At 62.8% G+C, this 23667-nt stretch carries 20 protein-coding genes and 2 pseudogenes; 8 read left to right on the top strand and 14 right to left on the bottom strand.

Translation table 11 applies throughout. From position 1 onward, the window contains the following. Nucleotides 1-187: 187 nt before the first annotated feature. The 6 genes and pseudogenes from B0E51_RS15635 to B0E51_RS15615 all read right to left on the bottom strand — a co-directional run. Nucleotides 188-700, bottom strand: a pseudogene (locus tag B0E51_RS15635) (urocanate hydratase); the annotation flags it as partial. Nucleotides 701-892: 192 nt separating this feature from the next. Further along, nucleotides 893-1735, bottom strand: coding sequence for a hypothetical protein (locus B0E51_RS15630; protein ID WP_143525953.1), 843 nt, complete (start codon nt 1733-1735; stop codon nt 893-895). Further along, on the bottom strand, nt 1732-2682 hold the full coding sequence (locus B0E51_RS15625) for an MvdC/MvdD family ATP grasp protein (RefSeq protein WP_077445782.1): 951 nt from the start codon (nt 2680-2682) through the stop codon (nt 1732-1734). Before B0E51_RS15625 ends, B0E51_RS15630 begins: the two co-directional genes overlap by 4 nt. Next, nucleotides 2660-3058, bottom strand: a complete 399-nt coding sequence (locus B0E51_RS19345) for a hypothetical protein (RefSeq protein WP_143525952.1) — start codon at nt 3056-3058, stop codon at nt 2660-2662. Before B0E51_RS19345 ends, B0E51_RS15625 begins: the two co-directional genes overlap by 23 nt. A gap of 211 nt (nt 3059-3269) precedes the next feature. Next, nucleotides 3270-4940 carry a urocanate hydratase gene (gene hutU / locus B0E51_RS15620; RefSeq protein WP_077445781.1) on the bottom strand — a complete coding sequence of 557 codons (1671 nt, stop codon included), beginning with the start codon at nt 4938-4940 and terminating at the stop codon, nt 3270-3272. Between the two features lie 74 nt (nt 4941-5014). Further along, on the bottom strand, nt 5015-6322 hold the full coding sequence (locus tag B0E51_RS15615; protein ID WP_077445780.1) for a PAS domain-containing sensor histidine kinase: 1308 nt from the start codon (nt 6320-6322) through the stop codon (nt 5015-5017). Between the two features lie 114 nt (nt 6323-6436). Here B0E51_RS15615 and B0E51_RS15610 point away from each other — a divergent pair, with 114 nt between their 5' ends. Then, the gene (locus tag B0E51_RS15610) at nt 6437-6814 is read left to right on the top strand and encodes a response regulator (protein WP_077445779.1); all 378 of its coding nucleotides are present in this window, start codon (nt 6437-6439) and stop codon (nt 6812-6814) included. Between the two features lie 33 nt (nt 6815-6847). On the opposite strand, the gene B0E51_RS15605 is transcribed toward B0E51_RS15610, so the two are convergent. Then, entirely contained in the window at nt 6848-8476 is a 1629-nt protein-coding gene (locus B0E51_RS15605) for a DUF4034 domain-containing protein (RefSeq protein WP_143525951.1), read from the bottom strand. A gap of 324 nt (nt 8477-8800) precedes the next feature. Between B0E51_RS15605 and B0E51_RS15600 the strand changes: the two genes are divergently transcribed. The 6 genes from B0E51_RS15600 (at nt 8801) to B0E51_RS15575 (ending at nt 15609) form a co-directional block, all read left to right on the top strand. After that, nucleotides 8801-10597 (top strand): S41 family peptidase, encoded by a 1797-nt coding sequence (locus tag B0E51_RS15600; RefSeq protein WP_077445777.1) that lies wholly within the window; start codon nt 8801-8803, stop codon nt 10595-10597. An 80-nt stretch (nt 10598-10677) separates the two neighbouring features. Beyond that, nucleotides 10678-11217: a nuclear transport factor 2 family protein gene (locus B0E51_RS15595; RefSeq protein WP_077445776.1), complete on the top strand. Its 540-nt coding sequence runs from the start codon at nt 10678-10680 to the stop codon at nt 11215-11217. A gap of 67 nt (nt 11218-11284) precedes the next feature. After that, nucleotides 11285-12781 carry a DNA-3-methyladenine glycosylase 2 gene (locus B0E51_RS15590; protein ID WP_077445775.1) on the top strand — a complete coding sequence of 499 codons (1497 nt, stop codon included), beginning with the start codon at nt 11285-11287 and terminating at the stop codon, nt 12779-12781. After that, nucleotides 12778-13293 carry a methylated-DNA--[protein]-cysteine S-methyltransferase gene (locus tag B0E51_RS15585; protein WP_077445774.1) on the top strand — a complete coding sequence of 172 codons (516 nt, stop codon included), beginning with the start codon at nt 12778-12780 and terminating at the stop codon, nt 13291-13293. Before B0E51_RS15590 ends, B0E51_RS15585 begins: the two co-directional genes overlap by 4 nt. Nucleotides 13294-13622: 329 nt before the next feature. Next, nucleotides 13623-14204: a TetR/AcrR family transcriptional regulator gene (locus B0E51_RS15580; RefSeq protein ID WP_077445773.1), complete on the top strand. Its 582-nt coding sequence runs from the start codon at nt 13623-13625 to the stop codon at nt 14202-14204. Then, nucleotides 14188-15609: a nitrilase-related carbon-nitrogen hydrolase gene (locus B0E51_RS15575; protein WP_077445772.1), complete on the top strand. Its 1422-nt coding sequence runs from the start codon at nt 14188-14190 to the stop codon at nt 15607-15609. The genes B0E51_RS15580 and B0E51_RS15575 overlap by 17 nt, the downstream gene beginning before the upstream one ends. A 9-nt stretch (nt 15610-15618) precedes the next feature. Here the strand turns inward: B0E51_RS15575 and B0E51_RS15570 are convergent, their stop codons facing one another. Beyond that, nucleotides 15619-16011: a hypothetical protein gene (locus B0E51_RS15570; RefSeq protein WP_077445771.1), complete on the bottom strand. Its 393-nt coding sequence runs from the start codon at nt 16009-16011 to the stop codon at nt 15619-15621. A 50-nt stretch (nt 16012-16061) separates the two neighbouring features. Here B0E51_RS15570 and B0E51_RS15565 point away from each other — a divergent pair, with 50 nt between their 5' ends. After that, nucleotides 16062-17345: an ectonucleotide pyrophosphatase/phosphodiesterase gene (locus tag B0E51_RS15565; RefSeq protein ID WP_077445770.1), complete on the top strand. Its 1284-nt coding sequence runs from the start codon at nt 16062-16064 to the stop codon at nt 17343-17345. A 123-nt stretch (nt 17346-17468) separates the two neighbouring features. Here B0E51_RS15565 and B0E51_RS15560 read toward each other — a convergent pair whose 3' ends face one another. The 6 genes and pseudogenes from B0E51_RS15560 to B0E51_RS15535 form a co-directional block, all read right to left on the bottom strand. Further along, on the bottom strand, nt 17469-18719 hold the full coding sequence (locus tag B0E51_RS15560) for an MFS transporter (RefSeq protein ID WP_077445769.1): 1251 nt from the start codon (nt 18717-18719) through the stop codon (nt 17469-17471). Nucleotides 18720-18757: 38 nt separating this feature from the next. Beyond that, entirely contained in the window at nt 18758-19210 is a 453-nt protein-coding gene (locus tag B0E51_RS15555; RefSeq protein WP_077445768.1) for a hypothetical protein, read from the bottom strand. Between the two features lie 323 nt (nt 19211-19533). Next, nucleotides 19534-20580 (bottom strand): annotated as a pseudogene (locus tag B0E51_RS15550) (TOBE-like domain-containing protein); the annotation flags it as partial. A gap of 7 nt (nt 20581-20587) precedes the next feature. Then, nucleotides 20588-21445 (bottom strand): sulfate ABC transporter permease subunit CysW, encoded by an 858-nt coding sequence (cysW, locus tag B0E51_RS15545; RefSeq protein ID WP_077445767.1) that lies wholly within the window; start codon nt 21443-21445, stop codon nt 20588-20590. Further along, nucleotides 21442-22266: a sulfate ABC transporter permease subunit CysT gene (gene cysT / locus B0E51_RS15540; protein ID WP_077445766.1), complete on the bottom strand. Its 825-nt coding sequence runs from the start codon at nt 22264-22266 to the stop codon at nt 21442-21444. The genes cysW and cysT overlap by 4 nt, the downstream gene beginning before the upstream one ends. Before the next feature lie 8 nt (nt 22267-22274). Next, nucleotides 22275-23273 (bottom strand): sulfate ABC transporter substrate-binding protein, encoded by a 999-nt coding sequence (locus B0E51_RS15535; protein ID WP_077445765.1) that lies wholly within the window; start codon nt 23271-23273, stop codon nt 22275-22277. Between the last annotated feature and the right edge of the window lie 394 nt (nt 23274-23667).

The following is a 23667-nucleotide window of genomic DNA, read 5'->3' as shown; positions in this document are numbered from 1 at the left end:
ATCAGAAGCAGATCAGCGGCCGCGGCCATAAGAAACAGCTGGTCAAATCGTCATTTTGGCGCAGCCATGCCGAAGTTTCTGCACGGCATATGGACGGCCGTTTCAGCCTCAATAGATCAGAGCATCCCTAGCCACAGTTTAATAGTGCGGTTCAGCGACAAATAGGGCCAGGTTAATTTCAGAGATTTCAAACCATCGGCAACTTCAGCCCCTGCTCCTTCGCACACTCCACCGCATCCTCATACCCCGCATCCGCATGCCGCATCACGCCAGTACCCGGATCGTTCCACAACACCCGCGCAATCCTCTTGTTCGCCTCGGCGCTGCCGTCGCAGACGATCACCACACCGGAATGCTGCGAATACCCCATCCCCACCCCGCCGCCATGATGCAGCGACACCCACGTCGCACCACCTGCAACATTCAGCATGGCGTTGAGCAACGGCCAGTCGGACACCGCATCGCTGCCATCCTTCATCGCCTCGGTTTCGCGGTTCGGTGAGGCGACGGAGCCAGAGTCGAGGTGATCGCGCCCAATCACCACCGGCGCCTTCAGCTCGCCGTTGCGCACCATCTCGTTGAACGCCAGCCCGAGCTTGTGGCGCTGGCCGAGGCCGACCCAGCAGATGCGCGCGGGCAGGCCCTGGAAGCTGATGCGCTCCTTCGCCATGTCGAGCCAGTTGTGCAGGTGCTTGTCGTCGAGAAACAAAGGGGACGTGGCAAATTAAATGCAGCACACCGGCAGGGTCAGCCAACATGGTCGACGAATTAATTAGCCACGTCCCCTTTAATCGGTCAGCGACAGACGGGTACATACTCTTCGGCAGCGCCGGGGAAGAGCTAGTGCGTGTCTATTGACCCCGGCGGCGAAATGGTGACACCTTTTTGGGATTCACTTGCATTGCGAGAACGTGAAACCGACATCGCCTTTCTCAGCGCCTTGTCGTTCAAGATTTTGAAGATCAGCATGCATTGCAGCAAGATCCCTATGGAGAAAAGCCACCTGGTCTGCGACGGGATCAGACTTAGCCAAGTCATCGTGATGGTGAGCTTCAGCCCTAGCAGTTTCTGCATAGGTCATGCCCAAGGGTATAGAGCCAGCAAATGCAAATAGCACTGACAAGGAGATTAATATATGACCGCCTCGCACGAACTGGGCAACGTGCGCGTTCATGCCACCATTCCATGACGCACAGTACAACAATCCACGAGCGTAGCGAGCAGCGTCATAATTGCGAAATTGATCTTTCTCAAGCACCGAATCGAGCAACAAGTCCATATGCTCCTTAACACCTACCGCTCGCGCGATAGAAATAAAGGCAAGAAGCAGCAAGAAACCAGAGATAGTCGTCAGTACAAGCGCAATCGTGTATGTAGCTTCGCGCTTGTCAGACTGAGTAAGTAAGAAAACGAAGCCCGCACCGATTAGGGGCGCTAAAAAAGACACGATGCCAAATGTCGCGCGAGCTTTTTCCTCGACGAACTTCCGCGTTGTCTCGGTACGCTCATAGATTTTTTCGCACTGCGCCAATGTCTCTTTGGATAGCTTAGTTTTAGGCTCTGGTGGATCTAGTATTGCTTCTGGTCTAGGGTTGTATGGAAGAAATGGATACCAAAAAACTCGGTACAGACCACACATGATTCGATAACACTGATTAAAAAAACCACCGCCACTTCCACGTCCAAGAAACAAAGGTGGTTGCGCTGTATACGTCTTCTGTGGAATAGCTTTCATGCATGCTCACCATAAAAAAGTCGTATGAAAGCCGCGCGCATAGGCAGATCCAATTTGTCTTCAAGCCAGGCCCACTCCCCGGTCGGATTGACTTCGAGAAAAACCAATCGACCTGATGGCTCCTCGATAAAATCAAATGCGCCATAGGCTAAACCCATCGCCGCCAACATGCGTCGACACTTGCCAGCAGTGTCATCTTGCAAGGTCATCGTCGAATAGATCAATTCATAACCGGGTTTTCGCCAATCGATCATCTGCTCATCATTGCATTCGATGCGCACCGCAAAGATGGCGTCACCTACCACCGTGACTCGAATATCCGCCTTCCGACGTACCTCCGCTTGGAAGAGCACAGGACTAACACTGATAGCGGCCTCATCATCTAAGTCTTTTAGAGTAATACGCCGCGTGAAAGCGGACGATCGCTCAGCGAGGTTGACCAGCAATCCGTGGTAAATCGGCTTGCATATTGCGCTCCCCGTTTCCACTATAAATGAGCGCAGTTCAGCCACATTCCGAGTCACAATGGTCCGAGGCACATGAAACCCCAAGTCTTGGGCTAAATGCAGCTGCACAAGCTTAAGTTCACCGACTGATACCTTGTCGATCGGGTTAACCCAGCGAACATCAGTCGACAAAAACAAACCAGCCCAAAAATGTCGCTCTTCGCCTGCGACGAACATCCGTTGATCTAGGGGCACTGCAGCGTCGACGTGGGGATGAATTGCCCGTCTATACCAGACCGCCCGGATCTCGTTTAAATCGATGACAGTCCCGTCGTGGGCCATCAACGTTCGCATAGTGCCTGAGCCTGATACTTCGAATGTAGCGAAGCGGCGATGGTATTCCTCCACATTCAAGCGGACGTAGGGCAATCCACGCTCGATGAGAGTGACGATAAGAAAATCAGCCGCAAGGTCTTTCTCAGAGGTGAGAATAAGAAGCATGCGCCGACCCTGATGCCGCCTCACTTGCATCAGCGCCTTCGCTGGTCGCAGTAACTACGGTCTCTCCAAAATTTGAAACTAACGCTGACTCTCCGGTCTGATCATGGCCTTCTTGCGTCTTAGTCATCGTCGTCTCGCCAAACTGGGATCCAACAAGAGAGCTGATCTCAGACTGATCTGCTCCTTCACGGCTTTCTGTGGAAAGAGTCTCACCAAATTCCGACGCATTTGAACGCCCGCGCAAGCTTTGAATGAGGGGTGCTCCAGACGCAGCATCGATCCAAAGTTGCCGCTCGGGATCGTAGTACTCGTTGGTGCTTGGCTCGGATTCGTGTTGCAGCGTCTCGCGCTGTTTCAAAACAAACGGCTCAGTCATGACAGATACCTCGAAAAAATGGATGAGAGTAGTAGCGCTAGCTGGAAATCCTCCGTCAAATATAAATGTGGCTATAGCAGGTATAGCGACACAATCTCTGCCGGCCCGACCAACAGCTCGCCTAGAATGCGAAGAAATTACCCATAAGCAATGTTCGCCTGCCTCAGATCTAAATTAGGTAAATTGCTGTGAGTGCTGCTTGGCCGAGACCTCAAACCATCGGCAACTTCAACCCCTGCTCCTTCGCACACTCAACAGCAATCTCATACCCCGCATCCGCATGCCGCATCACGCCAGTACCCGGATCGTTCCACAGCACCCGCGCAATGCGCTTGTCCGCTTCCGGCGTACCGTCGCACACGATCACCACACCGGAATGCTGCGAATACCCCATCCCCACCCCACCGCCATGATGCAACGACACCCACGTCGCGCCACCTGCGACATTCAGCATCGCATTGAGCAACGGCCAGTCGGACACCGCATCGCTGCCATCCTTCATCGCTTCGGTTTCGCGGTTCGGTGAGGCAACGGAGCCAGAGTCCAGATGATCGCGCCCAATCACCACCGGCGCCTTCAACTCCCCGTTGCGCACCATCTCGTTGAACGCCAGCCCCAGCTTGTGGCGCAGCCCCAACCCGACCCAGCAGATACGCGCCGGCAAGCCCTGGAAACTGATGCGCTCCTTCGCCATGTCGAGCCAGTTGTGCAGGTGCTGGTCGTCGGGGATGAGTTCCTTGACCTTGGCGTCGGTCTTGTAGATGTCTTCAGGATCGCCGGACAGTGCAACCCAGCGGAACGGGCCGATGCCGCGGCAGAACAGCGGGCGCACGTAGGCAGGCACGAAGCCGGGGAACGCGAACGCGTTTTCGCAGCCGACGTCCTGCGCCATCTGGCGGATGTTGTTGCCGTAGTCGAAGGTGGGGATGCCCTGCGCGTGGAACGCAAGCATCGCCTCGACGTGGGTGCGCATGGAGTGCTTGGCGGCGTCACGGGTGCCTTCAGGATCGCTCTTGCGGCGCTCGAACCACTGCTCCACCGTCCAGCCCTGCGGCAGGTAGCCGTTGACCGGATCGTGCGCGCTGGTCTGGTCGGTGACGGCATCGGGACGCACGCCGCGCTTGACCAGTTCCGGCAGGATGTCGGCGGCGTTGCCGAGCAGCGCGATGGATTTCGCTTCACCCGCCTTCGTGTATTTCTCGATGCGCGCCAGTGCGTCGTCCAGGTCGGTGGCCTGCTCGTCGACGTAGCGCGTCTTCAGGCGCATGTCGATGCGGCTCTGCTGGCATTCGATGTTGAGCGAGCACGCACCGGCCAGCGACGCGGCCAGCGGCTGCGCGCCGCCCATGCCGCCGAGGCCGGCGGTGAGGATCCACTTTCCTTTCAGGCTGCCGTTGTAATGCTGGCGGCCCATCTCGACGAAGGTTTCGTAGGTGCCCTGCACGATGCCCTGCGAGCCGATGTAGATCCACGAGCCGGCCGTCATCTGGCCGTACATCATCAGGCCCTTCTTGTCGAGCTCGTTGAAGTGCTCCCAGGTCGCCCACGCCGGCACCAGGTTGGAGTTGGCGATCAGTACGCGCGGCGCGTCCTTGTGCGTGGGGAACACGCCGACCGGCTTGCCGGACTGCACCAGCAGGGTCTCGTCGTCGTTCAACTCGCGCAGGCTGCGCAGGATCGCGTCGAAGCACTCCCAGTTGCGCGCGGCGCGCCCGATGCCGCCGTACACCACCAGCTCCGCCGGGTTCTCCGCCACCTCCGGATCGAGGTTGTTCTGCAACATGCGGAACGGCGCCTCGCTGAGCCAGCTCTTGCAGGAAAGCTCGGTGCCGCGCGGCGCGCGGATGGTACGGGTGGTGTCGATGCGGGTGGGGGCGTTCATCACGAAGGGCTCCGGTGGGACAGACTCCGGAGTATAGGCCAGCACCCGCGCGGGCCGAACCTGCCGGCAGCGCGCTAGGCGGCCGCAGGCAGCTGCAGGCGCGGGAACGCCAGGGTCATCGTGGTGCCCCGACCCGGCGCGGATTCCACATCGACAAAACCGCCGGCCTGGCGCATCACGCCGTACACCTGGGCCAGGCCCAGTCCGGTGCCGGCGCCTTCGGGCTTGGTGGTGAAATACGGTTCGAACATGCGCTCGCTTACTTCCTCGGCCATGCCGCAGCCGTTGTCGATGACCGCCAGCGTGACGTAGTCGCCCGCGGGTCGCAGGGTGCTGGCCTGCGCCTCGCTGACCACCAGCTCGCCCAGACGGACCCGGATCGCGCCCTGCCCGTTGCAGGCGTCGCGCGCGTTGATGCACAGGTTGATGAAGGCCTGTTCGATGGAATGGCTGTCGCCCAGGGTTGGCAGCTCGACGGCGGCCGACTCGACCTGGAAATTCATGCTGGCGCCCAGGCTGTGGCGCGCGAAGCTCTCGATGTCGCGGACGATGGCGGCCAGCTCGACCGGCTCGGCGGTATAGCGGTGCACGCGCGCAAAGGCCAGCAGGCGTTTGGACAGCAGCGCAGCGTGGTGCACACCGTCCATGCTGTAGCCAAGCAGGCGGCGCTGGGTCTCGGTGAGGTTGGCCGGATCGTCCTGGATGCTGCTCAACGCCACGATGGCGATCTGCAGCATGTTGGAGAAGTCATGCGAGAGGCCCGCCACCAGCTGACCGATCGCCTCGTTCTTCTGCGCCTGTTGCGCGGCGTGCTCGGCAACGGCCTGCGCGGCGCTGGCCAGACCCAGCTGCAATCTCAGCGACTGCTCGCGATCGACCACCTGCTTCTGGAATATCTGTGCACGGGCCAACTGCCGGCCCAGCGCTTCGTTGCGGGCGACGCCGGTTTCTCCTGCGGACTCGCTGAGGCTGAGCCGGCTGTGCAGGCCGAGGATCACCGTGTCCAGCGCCTGCTTGGCCTGCACGCGTTCGGTGATGTCGTGACTGATGACGGCGATACCCTCGACTTGATCGGCACTCCCCAGATACGGATGCACGCTGACCAGCCACCAGCACACCTCGCCGCTGACCGATGGCAGCGTCTGGGTGAACTGCGCGGACTGCCCCATGCGCGCGGTGAACAACGCCGTCTCGATCGCAGCACGCGCTTGCTCGGGCCAGAACGCGGCCAGCGGCTGACCGATCGCGGCGACCGGGTCGGCGATGCACAGCGCGGCACAGCCACTGTCGTTCATGTGGATGATGCGGCCCTGCACGTCGAGTTCGTGCACGCCATCCGGGGAGAATCCGATCAACTGCCGATAGCGTTCGAGATCGTTCATACGCCCAGCTCTGCCCTAGAAACACAGCATAAGCGCAATCAAGCCTCACTGCTCGTTGACATGGAACAGACCATGGTCACCGGCAGATTCCCTCTATCGAGAATCCGAATACCCATGACCCACGCGCAGAACAACACCATCCTGCTGGCCGAGGATGACCGCAGCGCCCGTGAGGTCACTGCCCTGGTGCTGGAGGCCGAGGGCTACCACGTCATCACCGCCAGCAACGGCACCAGCGCGCTGAACATCCTGCTGCACGACGCCACCATCGGCTTGCTGGTGAGCGACATCCACATGCCCGGCGGCATCGATGGCATCGAGCTGGCCCAACGCGCGCAGATGAACCGGCAGATCCGGATCATGCTGATCTCGGCCGACCCGCGCAGCAGCTTCGCCTACTTCCCCGAAAACGTGGCGTTCCTGCCCAAGCCCTACGACCGCCGCGCCCTGCTCGGGGCCGTGGATGGGCTGCTGCGCCGCACGGGTACATGACGCCTGACATTGCCTGCGCTGACCGGCCCGACCCTAACGAGACTCGGGGCCTTTGCCGGCCGGATCGCCGTGCGGCGCCTTGGCGAGTAGCTCGCGCATGTGGCTGATCTGCCATTGCATGCCGGGGTTGGGATCATTGCCAAAGTGGCTGACGAAATACCGATAGCTTTCGTTCAAACCAGCGCGCGGCTGGTTTTCCTGGATGGTGACTCGCATGACCCAGCCAGCCTGACCGCCGGGATATTTGCGGATGATGCGATCGGTGATATCCCAGGCCTTGTCCCACTCATGCGTCTGGTCGATGTAGAGGCTGCCGAGCGGCACGAGCACATTGATGTCGTCGGGATTCAGGGCAAGCGCGCGCTCGAGGTCTTTTTCGGCGTGCCGAGTGTCCATGAGGGACATGTAGACCGTACCGCGCAGCTGGTAGTTGTCGGCATTTTTCGGATCAGCCGCGATCAGGCTGTTGGCATCGTCGAGCGCCATCTGGGACTCGCCCACGCCGGAGAGGTTGGAATCACGCCGCCGGCGTGCGTCGTCGGCCCACGGCTGAAAGCGCAACACCTCTGAAAGATAGATCGCTGCCTGTTCGGAATGCCCATTCTCGCTGGCGGCATAACCGGCACTGGAGAGGAGAGCGGTGCTGGCGACGTTGTCGAATACCAGGGGATAGGCCGACCAGTTGGCTGACGATTCGCAGTTGCACACGTCGTATCGGTAAGCAGGTTCCGCGGACAGCAGGATCGCCAGCAGCGGGTTTTGCTTTACGTGGGCCTGCGCCTGTTCGGCGACATGATCCATGGCGACCAGCGAGCCGCCCCATTTGGGCTCCGCCGCATGGCTGAGCAAACCGTAGATCGCGTAGTTGTCCGGCGCCGCGGCGAGACCTCGCCTGGCGGCATCCTGGATATAGGTACTACCAAGGCTCATCGAGCCGGCCTTGATCATCGCGACATAGGCTGGTGTGACCTTCGGATCCAGGGCAACTGCGCGCTGCAGATCGGCATCGGCCTGCGACAACAACCGGTCCATCGCATCAATGTTGCTTTGCGGCGTATCGCGAATGTAGGCCCCGCCGCGTGCCTTTGAAGCCATGGCCACATAAGCCCAGCCACTGGCCGCGTAGGCAAAGGCGCTGGAGGGCGACGCGCGTTTCCACGCATCCAGCGTCGAACGGACGTCGAATGAAGCATCGTCGAAAGCGCTGAAATACGTGCGATCAAGCAGACCATGCGATTCGGGACGGGTCAGCTGTGCCTGCAAATCCTGCGCAAGCCGGCGATCCAGATCGGCGGCATGTCCGCTCTGGATAAGCGTCTGCACGTCGGCGAACGAGAGCACCGGTTGCAGGTAGTACTGGCAATATGCCTCTACCGTCGCTGGCGACCAGTGGCTGCGAGGCGGATCGGGATAGGCCACGCAGCGCTGCAACGGATCCTTGATCGCCTCGGCCTGTTTGGCTGCGGCGAGAAACGTCTTCACCTCGGCGCGAGTGAAAAGATGAAGCTTGCTGGCGTCCAGGTGGCGAGGAGCTTGCTGCTTCGCCAACTCGGCAGTCATCTGGTGGAACTGTGTCATCCCTGACCAGATACCCCATGCCCACTCGCCAATGGCGAGCAGGATGATCGCCACAATCAGCAACCAACGCGGACCTGAACCCATGTTTGCCTCCCCTGGCAGATGTGTCGCGACAGTATCACTGGCCTGACGCAGATGTCAGTCGAGCCAGCCGCCTGCAGGACCATCCAGCCATCGAATTTTCGTCGTGCCTGGGGGTGTCGACGCGAGCGAGAGCGTTCAGCGCACCCACAACGTCATCGCTTACTCCCCCGACTCCCAAGTGCACGACATGATCAAGCGGATGCGTACCATGTCGGAAGCGTCGACATTCATGCGCCCGCATTTCGCGCTGGCACCATGAATGACTGGAGCATCGGATACGCCACAGGTTATCTTGCCGCCTCGGTTCAACAGGAGTGAAACCCCATGCATGCAATCGGACGCGTTGCTGTTGGTGCCGTTCTGGCATTGCTCGCGTCGTCGGGCATGGGCGCAGCAACTGAGGCCATCAGCCAAAGCCACGAACAGGTGGCTGCGTTCGCCAGGCTTTATGGCGTGGTCCGTTATTTCTATCCGGGCGACACCGCAAGGGACATCGACTGGAACCGTTTCGCCGTGGCCGGCGTCAGCGACGCACAACAGGCGCATGGCAGCGCCGACCTGCAAGGAAAATTGAGCGCCCTGTTCGAACCGCTGGGACCGGGCATCGACATCGTTGCGGACGCAGCGACATTTCCCGCGTTGCCGCTCGACACTGCAACGCAGCCGCTGGTGGCCTGGCGTTACCTTGGCTTTCCGGCGAGAGATCCAGCCTACGCGCGTGAAAGAACGTCACGCGCAGCGATCAGCCAGCTCACCGGCATCGCCACCAACCCGCATGGCGAGTCAGGCGCAAGGACCTTGTTCGATGCGCCCCCGGTGGCGGGGAAAACCGCTGAATTTCCGCTGGGTGACGGATTGAAGGCGCGGGTCGCGCTGACCTTGACCGATGCGCAGGCGCGTCCGATGCCGGATCGCGCCACGGCACTGGCGGCACTCAAGGCCCGCCTGGCCGCACTGCCTGATCCGAAAACCGGGATGGCTTCTTCTGCGGTGCGTGAGGCCGACATCGTGGTGGCCTGGAACGTGTTTCGGCACTTTTATCCGTACTGGGACGTGATCCACGTCGATTGGAACGATGCCCTGCCACGGGCGTTGGCTGACGCCGACAAGGCGGATTCACGGCCCGCACAGAAACGCGCCCTGCAGCGGCTGCAAGCTCCGCTCGAGGATGCACACGGCACGGTTGTCGACACGACGGTAAAGAAGTGGGCCAGCCTGCCCATCGCCCTTGAGCCAGTCGAGCATCAGTGGGTAGTTGTTGCCACGACGGTGCCCGATCAAGCCCACGTCGGCGATGTCATCACTTCGATCGATGGCGTGGCCATGCCACAGGCCAGAGAGCGTGCCGAGGCTCTCATGTCGGGCCAGCCATCCAAGCGTCCCTGGAAGGCATCGCAAGGCCTGCAGTGGGGGCCCGCATCGGAGTCGCACACGTTCGGCTTGGTCCACGCCAATGGATCAGCCAGCACCGTGTCGCTTGCTTATACCGAACAGACGGGGCCGCTCGCGGCCCGACCCGCACCGATCACGGAACTGAAACCAGGCATCTGGTACGTGGATGCGGCACGTACCGACATCGCGCAGTTCTCGGCGAACTTTGCGCAAATGGCAAGCGCACGCGCGGTGATTTACGACGTGCGTGGCTACCCGAAGGATTTCAACGTCAGCCACGCCATCGTTGCCCATCTGCTCGACCACGCCGAGAACGCGAAGTGGATGCACATTCCGCGCTATGTCGGACCGTTTGGCGAACTCGCCGGCTACAAGGACGAAGGCTGGGACATCCAGCCCGCGATCCCGCATTTCACGTCGCACGCGATCTTCCTCGTCAATGGCAACACGATGAGCCAGGCCGAGTCGATCATGGGTTACGTGCAGGATGAAAAACTGGGCACGATTGTCGGGGCGACCACCGGCGGGGTGAACGGAGACATCACATCGTTCTATGTCCCGCTCGGATTCCGGCTGATCTTTACCGGCATGAAGGTGACACATCACGATGGTGTCAGCCGCTATCACGCGCTCGGCACAAGCCCGGATGTGGCCGTGTCGCCGACGATCGCCGGCATTCGCGCCGGGCGCGACGAAGTGCTGGAGGCTGCGCTGAAGCTGGCGAAGTGATGCGGCGCCTGCCTTCCAGCACTGGCGGCCTGCCGCCGCGGCGTGGATGCTGGTCTTTCCAACGATGAGAGGGGTAGCTCATGTCACGCATGTCCTGGATCGCGATCTTGCTGGTCTGTTCGCCCGGCGCGTTCGCCGCGACGCCATCGTCCGGCTCGGACAAGGCCGCGTGCGAGGTATGGCAGCGCGAGCTGTCGTTTGCGCAAAGCGTCGAGCAGCACGACTCGACTGCATTTGCAGGCTACCTCCAGGCAGATGCGATCTTCGATGCGAACACGGCCAAGCCGGTGCGCGGACATGATGCGATCCGGAAAAATTGGGCCGCAATCATCGCCGGCAAGAGCGTGCATCTGGGCTGGTATCCGCAGCACGTCGTCGTCACGGACGATGGTCGTCTGGCGAATTCCAGTGGTGCGTATCTGTTCGAGGATCCGGCACCGAACGCGAAGCCGCGTTACACGATCGGCAAGTTCTCCACGGTGTGGCGGCGTGGCCGCGATGGCCAGTGGCGTGTTGCGTTCGATGGCGGTGACGAAGGCAAGCCGGCAAGCGATGCCGAAGCCGCTGCGTTCCACGCGGGACGACAAACTGGTTGCCCGGCAGGTGCCGGCGCAGGCTGATTCACGGCTTGGCATTGATGTCCGAAAACGGCGAGTCCGGCCTCGCGCCCGGTGCTAACCTGCGTGCATGTCCGAACCTTCCATCGCCGCCCTGCCCGACATCAAGGTCTGTGAACGGGCCCGCCTGAGTCGCGATGCGCGCTTCGACGGCCTGTTCTTCACCGCCGTCACCAGCACGCGCATCTATTGCCGCCCGGTGTGCCCGGCCCCGTCGCCGAAACCGGCGAACATCCGTTATTACGCGAGCGCCGCGGCAGCGGAAGCCGCAGGGTTCCGGCCGTGCCTGCGCTGCCGGCCGGAGCTCGCGCCCGGCAATGCGGTGTGGCAGCGCGGCGAACATGTGGTGGCGCGTGCGCTGAAGCTGATCGACGCCGGCGTGCTCGCGGATCATTCGCTGGAGCAGCTGGCGGCACGTGTCGACATCGGCGCGCGGCAGTTGCGGCGCTTGTTTGTCGAACATCTTGGTGCGCCGCCGATCGACGTGCACACAACACGGCGCCTGTTGTTTGCGAAGCAGCTGCTGACCGAGACCGCGCTGCCGGTGACTGAAGTGGCGCTCGCATCGGGCTTCGGCAGCCTGCGCCGCTTCAATGCTGCATTCCTGCAGGCGAACCGCATCCCGCCCCGCGAACTGCGCCGGCATCCTCGCGCGGTCGTCGGCGAAGCGCTGGTGCTGCGGCTCGGCTATCGGCCGCCGTATGACTTCGAGACCTTGCTGGCCTTCCTGCGCACACGCTCGCTGCCGGGTGTGGAGCTGGTCGACGAGCACAGTTACATGCGCGTGTTCGGCAGTGCCGATGCACCGGGCTGGCTGCGATTGAGCGCGTGGCCGAACGGTGAGCATGCGCTGAAACTGGAACTGCACTGCCCGCAGCCGGCGCAGCTGTTGCCGGTGGTGACGCGGTTGCGGCGGATGTTCGACCTGGACGCGGAGCCGCAGGCAATCGCCGCCACGCTCGGTGCCGGCGGCGTGCTGAAGCCGCTGCTGCGCAAGCGCCCGGGATTGCGCCTGCCCGGCGGCTGGGACGGCTTCGAGATCGCGGTACGTGCCGTGCTCGGCCAGCAGGTCAGCGTGGCGGCGGCGCGTACGCTGGCGACGCGCATCGTGCACCGCTACGGCGAGCGGCTGGCGGTGCCGTTGCTGCCAGGACTCGAACGCTTGTTCCCGTCGCCCGAGCGGTTGGCCGAAGCAGACCTGCGCGAGATCGGGGTGACCACGGCACGGGCCGCCACGATCCGCGGTGTCGCGCAGGCGTTGCTGGACGGTCGCATCGACTTTCGCGCCGAGCAGCCGCTGGACGAATTCGTGGAGCGCTGGATCGCGCTGCCCGGCATTGGCGAATGGACTGCGCACTACATGGCGATGCGTGCGTTGAGTCATCCGGATGCGTTTCCTGCCGCCGATCTTATCCTGCGCCGCGTCGCCGCCGGCGATGCGCCCGAGCTGAGTACGAAAGCGCTCACTGCGCTGGCCGAGACGTGGCGCCCGTGGCGCGCGTATGCGGTGATGCATCTGTGGCGCAGTGCCAGCGATGCCGCGCCGGCGAAACGGAGCAAAGCATGACCGCTGACAAAATCCATTACGACGACATGCTCACGCCGATCGGCACGCTGCGCCTGGTCGCCGATGCATCGGGCCTGCGCGAGGTATGGTTTGAAACCAACCGGCACCCGAAGGCAGCATCACCGTCATGGGTGCATTCGTCCAAGGCACTGGCGTTCGCACGTGTGCAGCTGGAGGAGTATTTCGCCGGGGCACGGCAAGTGTTCGATTTGCCGCTGCATCCGTTGGGCACGCCGTTCCAGCTTGCCGTATGGGACGAGCTCAAGCGGATACCGTATGGCATCACGGTCAGCTACGGCGAAGTGGCCCGACGCATCGACCAGCCTGCTGCGGTACGCGCTGTGGGCGCCGCGAACGGTCGCAACCCGCTGCCGATCATCGTGCCCTGCCACCGCGTGATCGGCAGCAACGGCAGCCTTACCGGTTTCGGCGGTGGCCTGCCGACGAAGCGCTTTCTGCTGGCGATGGAGGATCGTGTCGCGCGCGGCGATTTGTTCGTCAGTTCGCTCTAAGTTGCGAACTTTCCGCGTGGCACTGGCTCGACACGACACCCAGCTCGTCATTCCGGCGCAGGCCGGAATCGCTTTATCTGCGGGAACAGGCCATTCATCAGCGAGGAAGGGGAAAGCAAGTGCGATTCCGGCCTTCGCCGGAATGACGACTTGGGGCCTTCGCCGGAATGACGACTTGGGGCCTTGCGCCGGAATGACGACTTGGGGCCTTGCGCAGGAGTGACGACTTGAGGCTGCTCGAATGAGGCCACAGGGCCGCACGGCTATTTGCTCTTGCTCGATTCTGCTCGATATTGACGCGATGAAAATCGCATGTATACACTGTATACATGAAGAAGCTAACCACGCCGGAAAAGATCCTGCGCGCAGCCCACAAGCTGTTCGATCGCGAGGGCGCCGATGCCGTCAGCATGCGACGGGTCGCCGACGCGGTCGGCATCACGCCGATGGCGATCTACCGGCATTTCCCGAATCGCGAGGCGTTGCTGAAACGGCTGTCCGACGATGCCTTCAACACGACCGCACAGACCTGGGCACAGCGCACCAGCGACCCTGACGTGCTCAAGCGCCTGATGGCGCTGCTGGAGCCGTACCTCGACTACGCGCTGGCGCATCCGCACTTGTTCGACCATGCGTTCTCGGTACGCCGCGACGATGCACGACGCTATCCGGAGGATTTTCACGCGCGTCGCTCGCCAACTTTCAATGTCGCCCTCGATACGATCATCGAAGGCATGGCGCAGGGCGTGCTGAAACAGGACGACCCGTACGACGTCACGATGGCGGTATGGGCACAGCAGCATGGTCTGGTCGCGCTCTACCGCGCCGGCCGCTTCAGTTACGACGAGGCGCAGTTCCGCGCCTTCTATCTGCAATCGCTGGGGAGATTGATCGATGGCATCAAGGCTTGATCGTTTCGCGCTGCCCGCCTGGCTGGCAGCGACCACACTGGCCGCGTTGGGCTGGTGGTTCGGCAGCGGCGTGCAACCACTGTGGTGGCTGACCTGGCTGGCACCGCTGCCGGTGCTGTGGCTCACACCGCGGGTTCGCGCCCACTGGGCGGCGCTGGCAGCCTTCATCGCGTATGCGATCGGCGGACTCGATCAATGGGACTACCTGCACGGGTACATCGGCCTGCCGCTGGCGATGATCATCAACGCCGTTGGCACACCTGCGCTCGTGTTCGCTCTGTGCGTGCTGCTGTTCCGGCGACTGTTGCTGCGCGGCCACGCGCTTGCGGCGATGTTGGCGCTGCCGGCAGTGTGGGTTGCCGTCGAATACGTCAACAGCCTGGTCTCGCCGCACGGCACGTTCGGCAGCATCGGCTACACGCAGATGGATGCGCTGCCCGTCATCCAGGTCGCCGCTGTTGCCGGCATCTGGGGTATCGGCTTCCTGGTCTTGCTGTTGCCGGCGGCGATCGCCGTGCAGATCGCGCCGCAGGCGCCGAAACATGGCCGCATGCCGGCGGCGGCGACTGCCGTACTGTTGATCGTGGCTGCGCTCGGCTACGGCGGCTGGCGACTTCAGGCGCCGGCCACGGCAACGCTGCGCGTCGGTCTGGTGTCGCTTGAGAAACCGATACGCCCCGCACTGCACGATGCCGACGGGCAGGCGCTGGAAGCGCGTTACGTCGATGCGATCGGTCGCCTCGCCGACAAGGGCGCAAAGGTCGTGCTGATCCCGGAAACCTCCTTCGCCACCACCGACGCCAGCGTGCCTGCGTTCGCGCAGCTGGCGCAGCAACATGGTCTGATCGTGGATGCCGGCATCGACTTCAAGGGTGATCCACACGCCGAACGCAATATGGTGATGGTGTTCCAGCAGGGAGCCACCTCGCCGGCCACCTATAGCAAGCATCACCTGATCCCCGGCTTCGAAAGGCAGTACACGCCGGGCGACAGCTATACCCTGCTCGACGGCACGCCACGGATCGGACTGGCGATCTGCAAGGACATGGATTTCCATGACATCGGCCATGCCTATGCCGCGCGCCATGCCCAGCTATTGCTGGCGCCGGCGTGGGATTTCAGCATCGATGGCTGGCTGCACAGCCGCATGGCGATCATGCGCGGCGTGGAAAGCGGTTTCGCCATCGCGCGTGCCGCCCGCTCCGGCCGCCTCACGCTGAGCGACGACCGCGGTCGCGTGCTGGCCGAGGCTTCCAGCGAGCAGCACGACGCCGAATTGGTCGGCGAGCTGCCGTTGCGCGAAACGCATACGCTGTATGCGCGCTGGGGCGACTGGTTCGCCTGGCTGGATCTGGCTGGCTTGATCGTGCTGCTGGGGTTGGCCTTGCGCCCCTCGTCCCGTTGAAGCGACCGCTCAGCCGCCGTTGGTTGGCGCCGGCTGCGGTTGCGGCACGACACGTGGCAAGCCGGCGGCATCCTGCTGGCGATCGAGCAAGGCCCGCTGAGCGGCACGATCGCGATCCTGCTGCGCACGATCGGCCTGTTCGATCTGCTGCTGCGCCTGCGGGTTGTCGGCGAGCGGGCGCTTCGCGTTGTCCGATACGTCCTGATGCAGCTGCTGTTGCTGCTGGCTCTTCTGCAGCTGGTCGCGCGTCTGCTGCTGTTGCACGGTCTGCTGGAACTGCGCAGCCTGCGCCTGGGTGGACTGCGCGGCACAGGCTGCACCGAAAGGCAGCAGTGCGATGATGCCGGCGAGCAGCAGGGCATGCGTAACGGAAAAATGCGTGACGAAGCGTGTAATGGTCATGACAGTGCGCGATCATGTGCGGATGGTTGCCACATCGTAGGACTCCCCCCATGAAATTCCCGTTTCGCCTGCTGCTGTGCCTGCTGGCGGCATTCGGCGCCGGTTGCGCCACGCAGCCGCCGGTTGCGCCAGCGACCACCGTGTCGACTGCCGCCCAGCCTGCGCCGCTGCTGCTGATCTCGATCGACGCCTATCGTTACGACTATATCGACCGCGGCCTCAGCCCCACGCTGGCGATGCTGGCAAAGGACGGCGTGCAGGCGGCATCGATGCAGCCGTCGTTTCCGTCGCTGACGTTCCCGAACCACTACACCATCGTCACCGGCCTGTACCCGGATCACCACGGCATCGTCAACAACACGATGTTCGATGCGCAACTGGGCAAGTTCTCGCTGGGCAATCGCAAGGCGGTCAGCGACGGCCGCTGGTGGGCCGAGGGCACGCCGATCTGGGAGACCGCCGATGCGCATGGCCTGCGTACCGCGACGATGTTCTGGCCTGGCGCCGAGGCGAACATCCACGGTCGCCATCCGGATGAGTGGATGCCTTACGACGGCAAGGTGACGCCGGACCAGCGGGTGGATCAGGTGCTGGCGTGGCTGGATGAACCGGCCGGTCAGCGACCGACGTTCCTCACTCTGTATTTCGATGCGGTGGATCACGCCGGTCACAAATACGGACCGGATACGCCGCAGGTGAATGATGCGCTGCGCGAAACCGACGAAGCGATGACACGGCTGGTGCAGGGACTCAGGCAACGCGGCCTGTTCGACAGGATCAACCTGATCGTGCTGGCCGATCACGGCATGGCCAGCACGCCGCTGCCGAACAGCGTGCTGATCGACCGGCTGATCCCGCTCGACCAGGTGCAGACCGTGGCCATGGGCATCCTGGCCGGCTTCAACCCGAAGGACGACAGCGCGAAGGCTGTCGGCGATTTCGCCGCGATCGAACATCAACTCGAGCAGCCACAGCAGCACATGCAGTGCTGGGACAAGACACGGGTGCCGGCGCGCCTGCACTACGGCAGCAATCCGCGCGTACCGCAGCTGCTGTGCCTGGCCAATGTCGGCTGGCGCGTCACCACCACCGACTACCTCGCCAGCCACAAGGGCGACGTGAGCATCGGCGAACACGGTTACGACAATGCCGATCCGCTGATGCAGGCGCTGTTCGTGGCGCATGGCCCGGCGTTCCGTGTGGGAGCGAAGGTTCCGGCGTTTCCGAATGTGGACGTCTATCCGCTGATGACGCACCTGCTCGGCCTGCCGCCCGCAGCGAACGATGGCGACTACGACGCGGTGAAGGACATGCTGAAACCGGCCACGCGCTGAGCCTTTACCCCTCCCCTGCTCGCAGGGGAGGGCTGGGGTGGGGTGCTCTTGCCCGCACTTCAGATCAAGAGCCTTACCCCTCCCGGCCTCCCCCTGCAAGCAGGGGGAGGAGGAGTGCAGGCGCTACGGCATCGCGCCCTTGCTCATCGGCGTCGGCGGCGTCGCCACATTGACCAGCGGCGGCAGGCGGAACAGGCGCAGTGCGATCAGCAGGCCCGCCAGCACCAGCGCACCGACGAACAGCGCCACGCCATTCCAGCCATGTGCGGCGTAGAACAGGCCGCCACTGGCGCCGGCCACACTCGATCCCATGTAGTACGAAAACAGGTACATCGACGAAGCCTGCGCCTTCGCCGCACCGGCGCGGCGGCCGACCCAGCTGCTGACGATGGAATGGCCACCGAAGAAACCGAAGGTGACCGCCACGATGCCGAGCATGATCAGCAGCAGCGGCTTCATCATCGTCAGCACCGCACCGAACAGCATCAAGGCGAAAGCCGTCCACAGCACCTTGCGCCGCCCGAGCTGGCCGGCCAGATGGCCCATCCACGCCGAGCTGAAGGTGCCGACCAGATAGATGCCGAAGATCAGCCCGACCACGGCCTGGCTCAGGCTGTACGGCGGTGCCAGCAGGCGGTAACCGAGGTAGTTGTAGACCGTGACGAATGCGCCGAGCAGCAGGAAACCCTCGGCAAACAACCACGGCAGGCCACGGTCACGGAACATGCCGGTGAAACGCCCCAGCAGGATGCGCCAGCGCAATGGCTGTGCCACGAAATGCCGCGACGGTGGCAGCGCGCGCCAGAAGATCAGGCCCGCCAGCACACCGATCACGCCGACCACACCCACGCCGATACGCCAGCCGAAAAAATCAGCCAGTACACCGCTGATCAGTCGTCCGCCCATGCCACCGACTGCGCTGCCGCTGATGTACAGGCCCATGCCCAGGCCGATCGACTCGACGTGCATTTCCTCGCCGAGGTAGGTCATCGCCACCGCTGGCAGGCCGCTCAGGGTCAACCCGAGCAAGGTGCGCACCAACAGCAACGCCGGCCAGTTCGGCATCAGCGCAGTCACCAGCACCAGCAGCGCGGACGACAGCAGCGACACCACCATCACCGACTTGCGTCCCCACGCGTCCGACAGCGCACCGGCAAACAGCATCGCGAACGCCAGCACGCCGGTGGTCAGCGACAGCGACAGCGCGCTGACCGCCGCGCTCACGCCATAGTCGTGGCTGAACTCCGGCATCAGCGGCTGCACGCAATACAGCAGGCCGAACGTGGCGAAGCCTGCAGCGAACAACGCGAGGTTGGTGCGACGGAACGCCGGCGTGCCATGGCGGATCGTCGATGTCGTCTCGGCGCTGTTCATCGGCACAGTGTAATCGCCGCATCGTGCAGATGATCCCGCTACTCGGAGTACCCGCGTGCAAAGAACGCCACGATCAGTCCGAACAGCATCATCGCCAGCAGGTTCTCGATAAACGACGGCGTGGTGAAATGCGGTTTCGGCCATGCTGCGGAAAGCGGCACGACCACATATTCCATCACCGCGAATACCACTACGCCGTACAGCACGCCGGCGCTCACCCAGCGTCGGTTCAACCAGGTCAATTGCCGCGCGGCAAACACGAAGATCGCCGCGATCAGCAACGACATTGCCCATTGCAAGCCCAACCCCAGCAGCGAGACCGGCAAGCCACCCTGAAACGCCGCCTTGCCCAGCAGGCCGCTGGCAATCGCACGCAGGATGATCAATGGGTTGATGCCGTTGATCAGGGATGCGACGCCAATGTCGATCGTGCCGGCCATGAAACCGCCGTAGAGAATCGCTATCAGCGTCGTTGAGCGCGTGTTTGCCATGGAGATACCTCATCGGGCAGGAGTTGTGCGGTGGCTTCGACACGGACTGCAGGTCGCGATCCGCGCTATGTCCGTATGGCGATATGCCAACGGGCTGACCACCAGGCGGTACAGCCTGATCGAGATACGCCAGCTCGGATGCGCTCACATGTGCCAGCAGTCATGGCGTCCAGTCGACGCCCCGATCAGGAGCAACGCCCCGCGCGTGCACGACCCTCGCCGATGGAAGCAACGCTGGTCGCCCTGGGTACCGGCGGAACAGCATCCGGTGCCTGCCAGAACCAGCGCTCTTCGAACGGCAGCCTGGCATCGGATTCACCAAGGGCGAACACCACGGCACTACGCGGCGCCACACGAAGTTCGGTGCCGACTTGCAGGCCCAGCCGGGCTACGTCTTCGCCGCCCACGTCGGCCTCCAGTGTCTGGCCGATCGCGGGAATATGCAGTTCGAGATGGGCCACACTGCCGGCCAGGTAGACATGCCGCAACCGGGCCGTCCATCCGGGTCGGGTTTCGGGCAGGCCCAGCGACAGATGTTCCGGGCGGACATAGGCCACCACCTTGGCATGACGATCGTTCCCGGGGAGCCCCTCCAGCACCCAGTCACCCACGCTCATGCGGCCATCCGCACAGGTCACCGCAAGCTTGTTCATCTTGCCGATGAATTCGCAGACGAAAGGTGTCGCCGGCTGCTGATAGATGACCTCGGGCGTGCCGACCTGTTCGATGTGGCCATGGTTCATGACCGCGATGCGGTCGGCCAGCTCCAGTGCTTCTTCCTGGTCATGCGTGACGAAGACCGTGGTCAGCCTCAGTTCCTCGTGCAACTCGCGCAGCCAGCGACGCAAGGCGACACGCACTTGCGCATCCAGTGCACCGAAGGGCTCGTCCAGCAGCAGCAGGCTCGGCTCCACCGCCAGCGCACGCGCCAGCGCCACCCGCTGGCGCTGACCGCCCGACAGTTGCGCCGGGTAGCGACGGCCGTAGCCATCCAGTTGCACCCGTTTGAGCAGCTGCTCGACGCGCCTGTTGATATCCGCATTCGAAGGCCGCGATTTCCGCGCTCGAACGCGCAACCCGAAGGCCACGTTCTCCGCCACGGTAAGGTGGCGGAACAGCGCATAGTGCTGGAACACCAGACCGACCTTGCGCTCACGCGCTTCGGCCGCCAGAAAATCACGACCATCCAGTTGCACGGTTCCGGCATCGGGATAATCCAGCCCCGCCAGGATGCGCAGCAAGGTGGTCTTGCCCGAACCGGATGAACCGAGCAGTGCGAGAAATTCACCGGGTGCAATGGCCAGACTGACATCGTCCAGTGCAGGAATGCCGGTGAAACGGCGACTCAGATGCGAAAGCTGCAAGGTCATGGCAGTCTCAATGGCCACCGGGGGCATGTGCGGCAATCTCGTCGCTGTATCGCCACTCCAGCAACGTCTTGATCGCCAGGGTCAGCAGTGCAAGCAAAGCCAGCAGGGTCGCGATGGCGAAGGCTCCGACATAGTCGTATTCGTTGTAGCGCATCTCCACTTCCAGCGGCATCGTCGTGGTCAGGCCGCGGATGTGCCCGGACACGACCGACACCGCACCGAATTCACCCATTGCACGGGCATTGCACAGCAGCACGCCATACAGCAGGGCCCAGCGGATGTTCGGCAGGGTCACCCGGAAGAACATCTGCCAGCCGCCGGCGCCCAGCACCCGCGCAGCCTCTTCCTCATCGCTGCCTTGCGACTGCATCAACGGAATCAGCTCGCGCGCGACGAATGGCAGTGTGATGAAGATGGTTGCCAGCACCAGGCCTGGCACCGCGAAAATGATCTTGATGTCGTGTGCGCCCAGCCACGATCCGAACCAGCCCTGGGCGCCGAACAGCAACACATAGACCAGGCCGGAGATCACCGGCGAAACCGAAAACGGCAAGTCGATGAAGGCGCCAAGCAGCGCCTTGCCGCGAAACTCGAAGCGCGCCATGAGCCATGCCGCCGCGACACCGAACACCACATTCAGCGGCACGGAAATCGCCGCCACCAGCAGGGTCAGCCGGATCGCCGCCAGCGCTTCGTGCTGACCGATGCTCGACAGGTAGACATGCAGACCCTGCCGGAGCGCCTCGACAAACACCACTGCCAGCGGCAGCAGAAGAAAAAGGACCAGAAAGCTGATTGCCACAAGAGCCAGCAGCACGCGTCCGATCTGGCGTGACCAGGGCGGCTGGCGTTTCAGCCGGCTCATTGCAGTTGCTCCGCCCAGCGCCCGCTCCAGCGCTGCAGTCGCGAGATCAGGATCAGCAGGATGAACGAGGCAAGCAGCATCACCATGCCCAGGGCAGCGGCACCGGCGTAGTCGAATTCCTCCAGCTTTTCCACGATCAGCAGCGGCGCGATTTCCGAGCGCATGGGAATGTTGCCGGCAATGAAGATCACCGAACCGTATTCGCCGACCGCCCTGGCCAGCGCCAGCGCAAAACCGGTCAGCAGGGTCGGCACCAGCACCGGCAGGATTACCCGGAAGAAGGTTTGCAGATGGCTGGCACCGAGACTTTCGGCGGCCTCCTCCACATCGCGATCCAGCGATGCGAGCACGGGTTGCAGCGTGCGCACCACGAACGGGAAGCCCACGAAAACCATCGCCAGAATCACGCCGGGTGGCGCATAGGCAATCTGGATACCCCACGACGTAAGCCATCGACCTAGCCAGCCATTGGGCGCATACAAGGCAGTCAGTGCGATGCCGGCAACCGCCGTGGGCAGCGCGAATGGCAGGTCGACCAGGGCATCGAACAGGCGACGCCCGGGAAAGCGGTAACGCACCAGCACCCATGCCACCAGCAGACCAAAACCGGCATTGATCACGGCAGCAAGCATGGCGCCGGCGAAGCTGAGCCTGAGTGCGGCCAGGGTGCGCGGGGAACTCAGCAGATGCAGCATGCCGCCGATACCGATGCCCGATGCCTTCCATGCCAGCGCCGCCAGCGGCAGCAGCACGATCAGACCCAGATATGCCAGCGCATATCCCAGGCTGAGTCCGAAACCAGGCAGGATGCGCCGGCGCATGATGGTCCTCAGTGCCCCGGACCGATCTGGTCGAAGATGGCGCCATCGGCAAAGAACTTCGCCTGGGCCTGACGCCAGTGACCGAATACGTCGTGGATGGTGAAGGTGTTCACCTTCGGAAACTGTGCGGCGTACCTGGCCGACACTTCCGGCAAACGTGGCCGATAGAAGTTCTTCGCCTCGATGGCCTGCGCCTGCGGCGAGTAGAGGAACTTCACGTAGGCCTCGGCCACGGCGCGGCTGCCGTGCTTGTCGATGTTGCTGTCCACCACCGCTACCGGCGGCTCGGCGAGAATGCTGATCGAGGGTACGACGATATCGAACGTGCCCTTGCCGAGTTCCTGCTGTGCCAGCAGCGCCTCGCTTTCCCAGGCCACCAGCACGTCGCCGACACCTCGCTGCGCGAAGGTGTTGGTGGCACCGCGCGCCCCGGTATCGAGCACTGGCACGTGCTGGTAGAGCGCCTGCACATAAGCCCGTGCCTTCGCCTCGTTGCCGCCGGGTTGCTTCAGGGCGTAGCCCCAGGCAGCGAGAAAATTCCAGCGGGCACCGCCGGAAGTCTTCGGATTGGGGGTGATCACCTGCACGCCTGGCTTGATCAGGTCGGCCCAGTCCCTGATGCCTTTCGGATTGCCCTTGCGCACCAGGAAAACGACGGTGGATGTGTAAGGCGAAGAGTTGTTCGGCAGGCGCTTCTGCCAGTCCCTGGCGAGCAGCCCGTGATCGGCCACCGCGTCGATGTCGTAAGCCAGTGCCAGCGTGACGATATCGGCCGGCAGTCCGTCGACCACGGAGCGCGCCTGCTTGCCCGATCCGCCATGCGACATCTGGATCGTCACGGTATCGCCATGCTGCGCTTTCCACTGTGCGGCAAACGCAGCATTGATGTCCCGATACAACTCGCGTGTGGGGTCGTAGGACACGTTCAGCAACGTGACGTCCCTGGCAGCCACCGATGCCGCGAACACAGTACCAAGCAGCGCCAGTATCACCCGCGATTTTTTCATTGCCATCTCCAGCCACTGAGCAGGAAGGCCAGCCTAGCCATTACGGAATCCGCCCCGAAATGGCCAAAAGCCATTTGCATATGTCTCTTGGCGAAAAGCACCGGAAAGATCATCGCTTCACATCAACCCTGCACCGCGCACTACTGACCAGACGCCACATCCAGCCACGGATGTGCACGCTGGCGTGCACGGCATGCCCTGTCCCTGCAATGGCCGATCGTCGCAACCGCCATGTACAAAGATTTTACATTTGGCCGTCTTTACCTCTTGGCGTCTGAATTGATTCCATATCCGCCATGAAAAATGTGTTCATTGGCATATCCATATGTCAACGCCTCATTTTTCCTGGCGGCTGTCTCATGCCCAGACTGGATGCACCACCAAACCACCGCCA

Source organism: Rhodanobacter sp. C05, assembly GCF_002001165.1.
GTDB lineage: Bacteria > Pseudomonadota > Gammaproteobacteria > Xanthomonadales > Rhodanobacteraceae > Rhodanobacter.
This window is presented reverse-complemented; position numbering and strand designations above follow the sequence as displayed.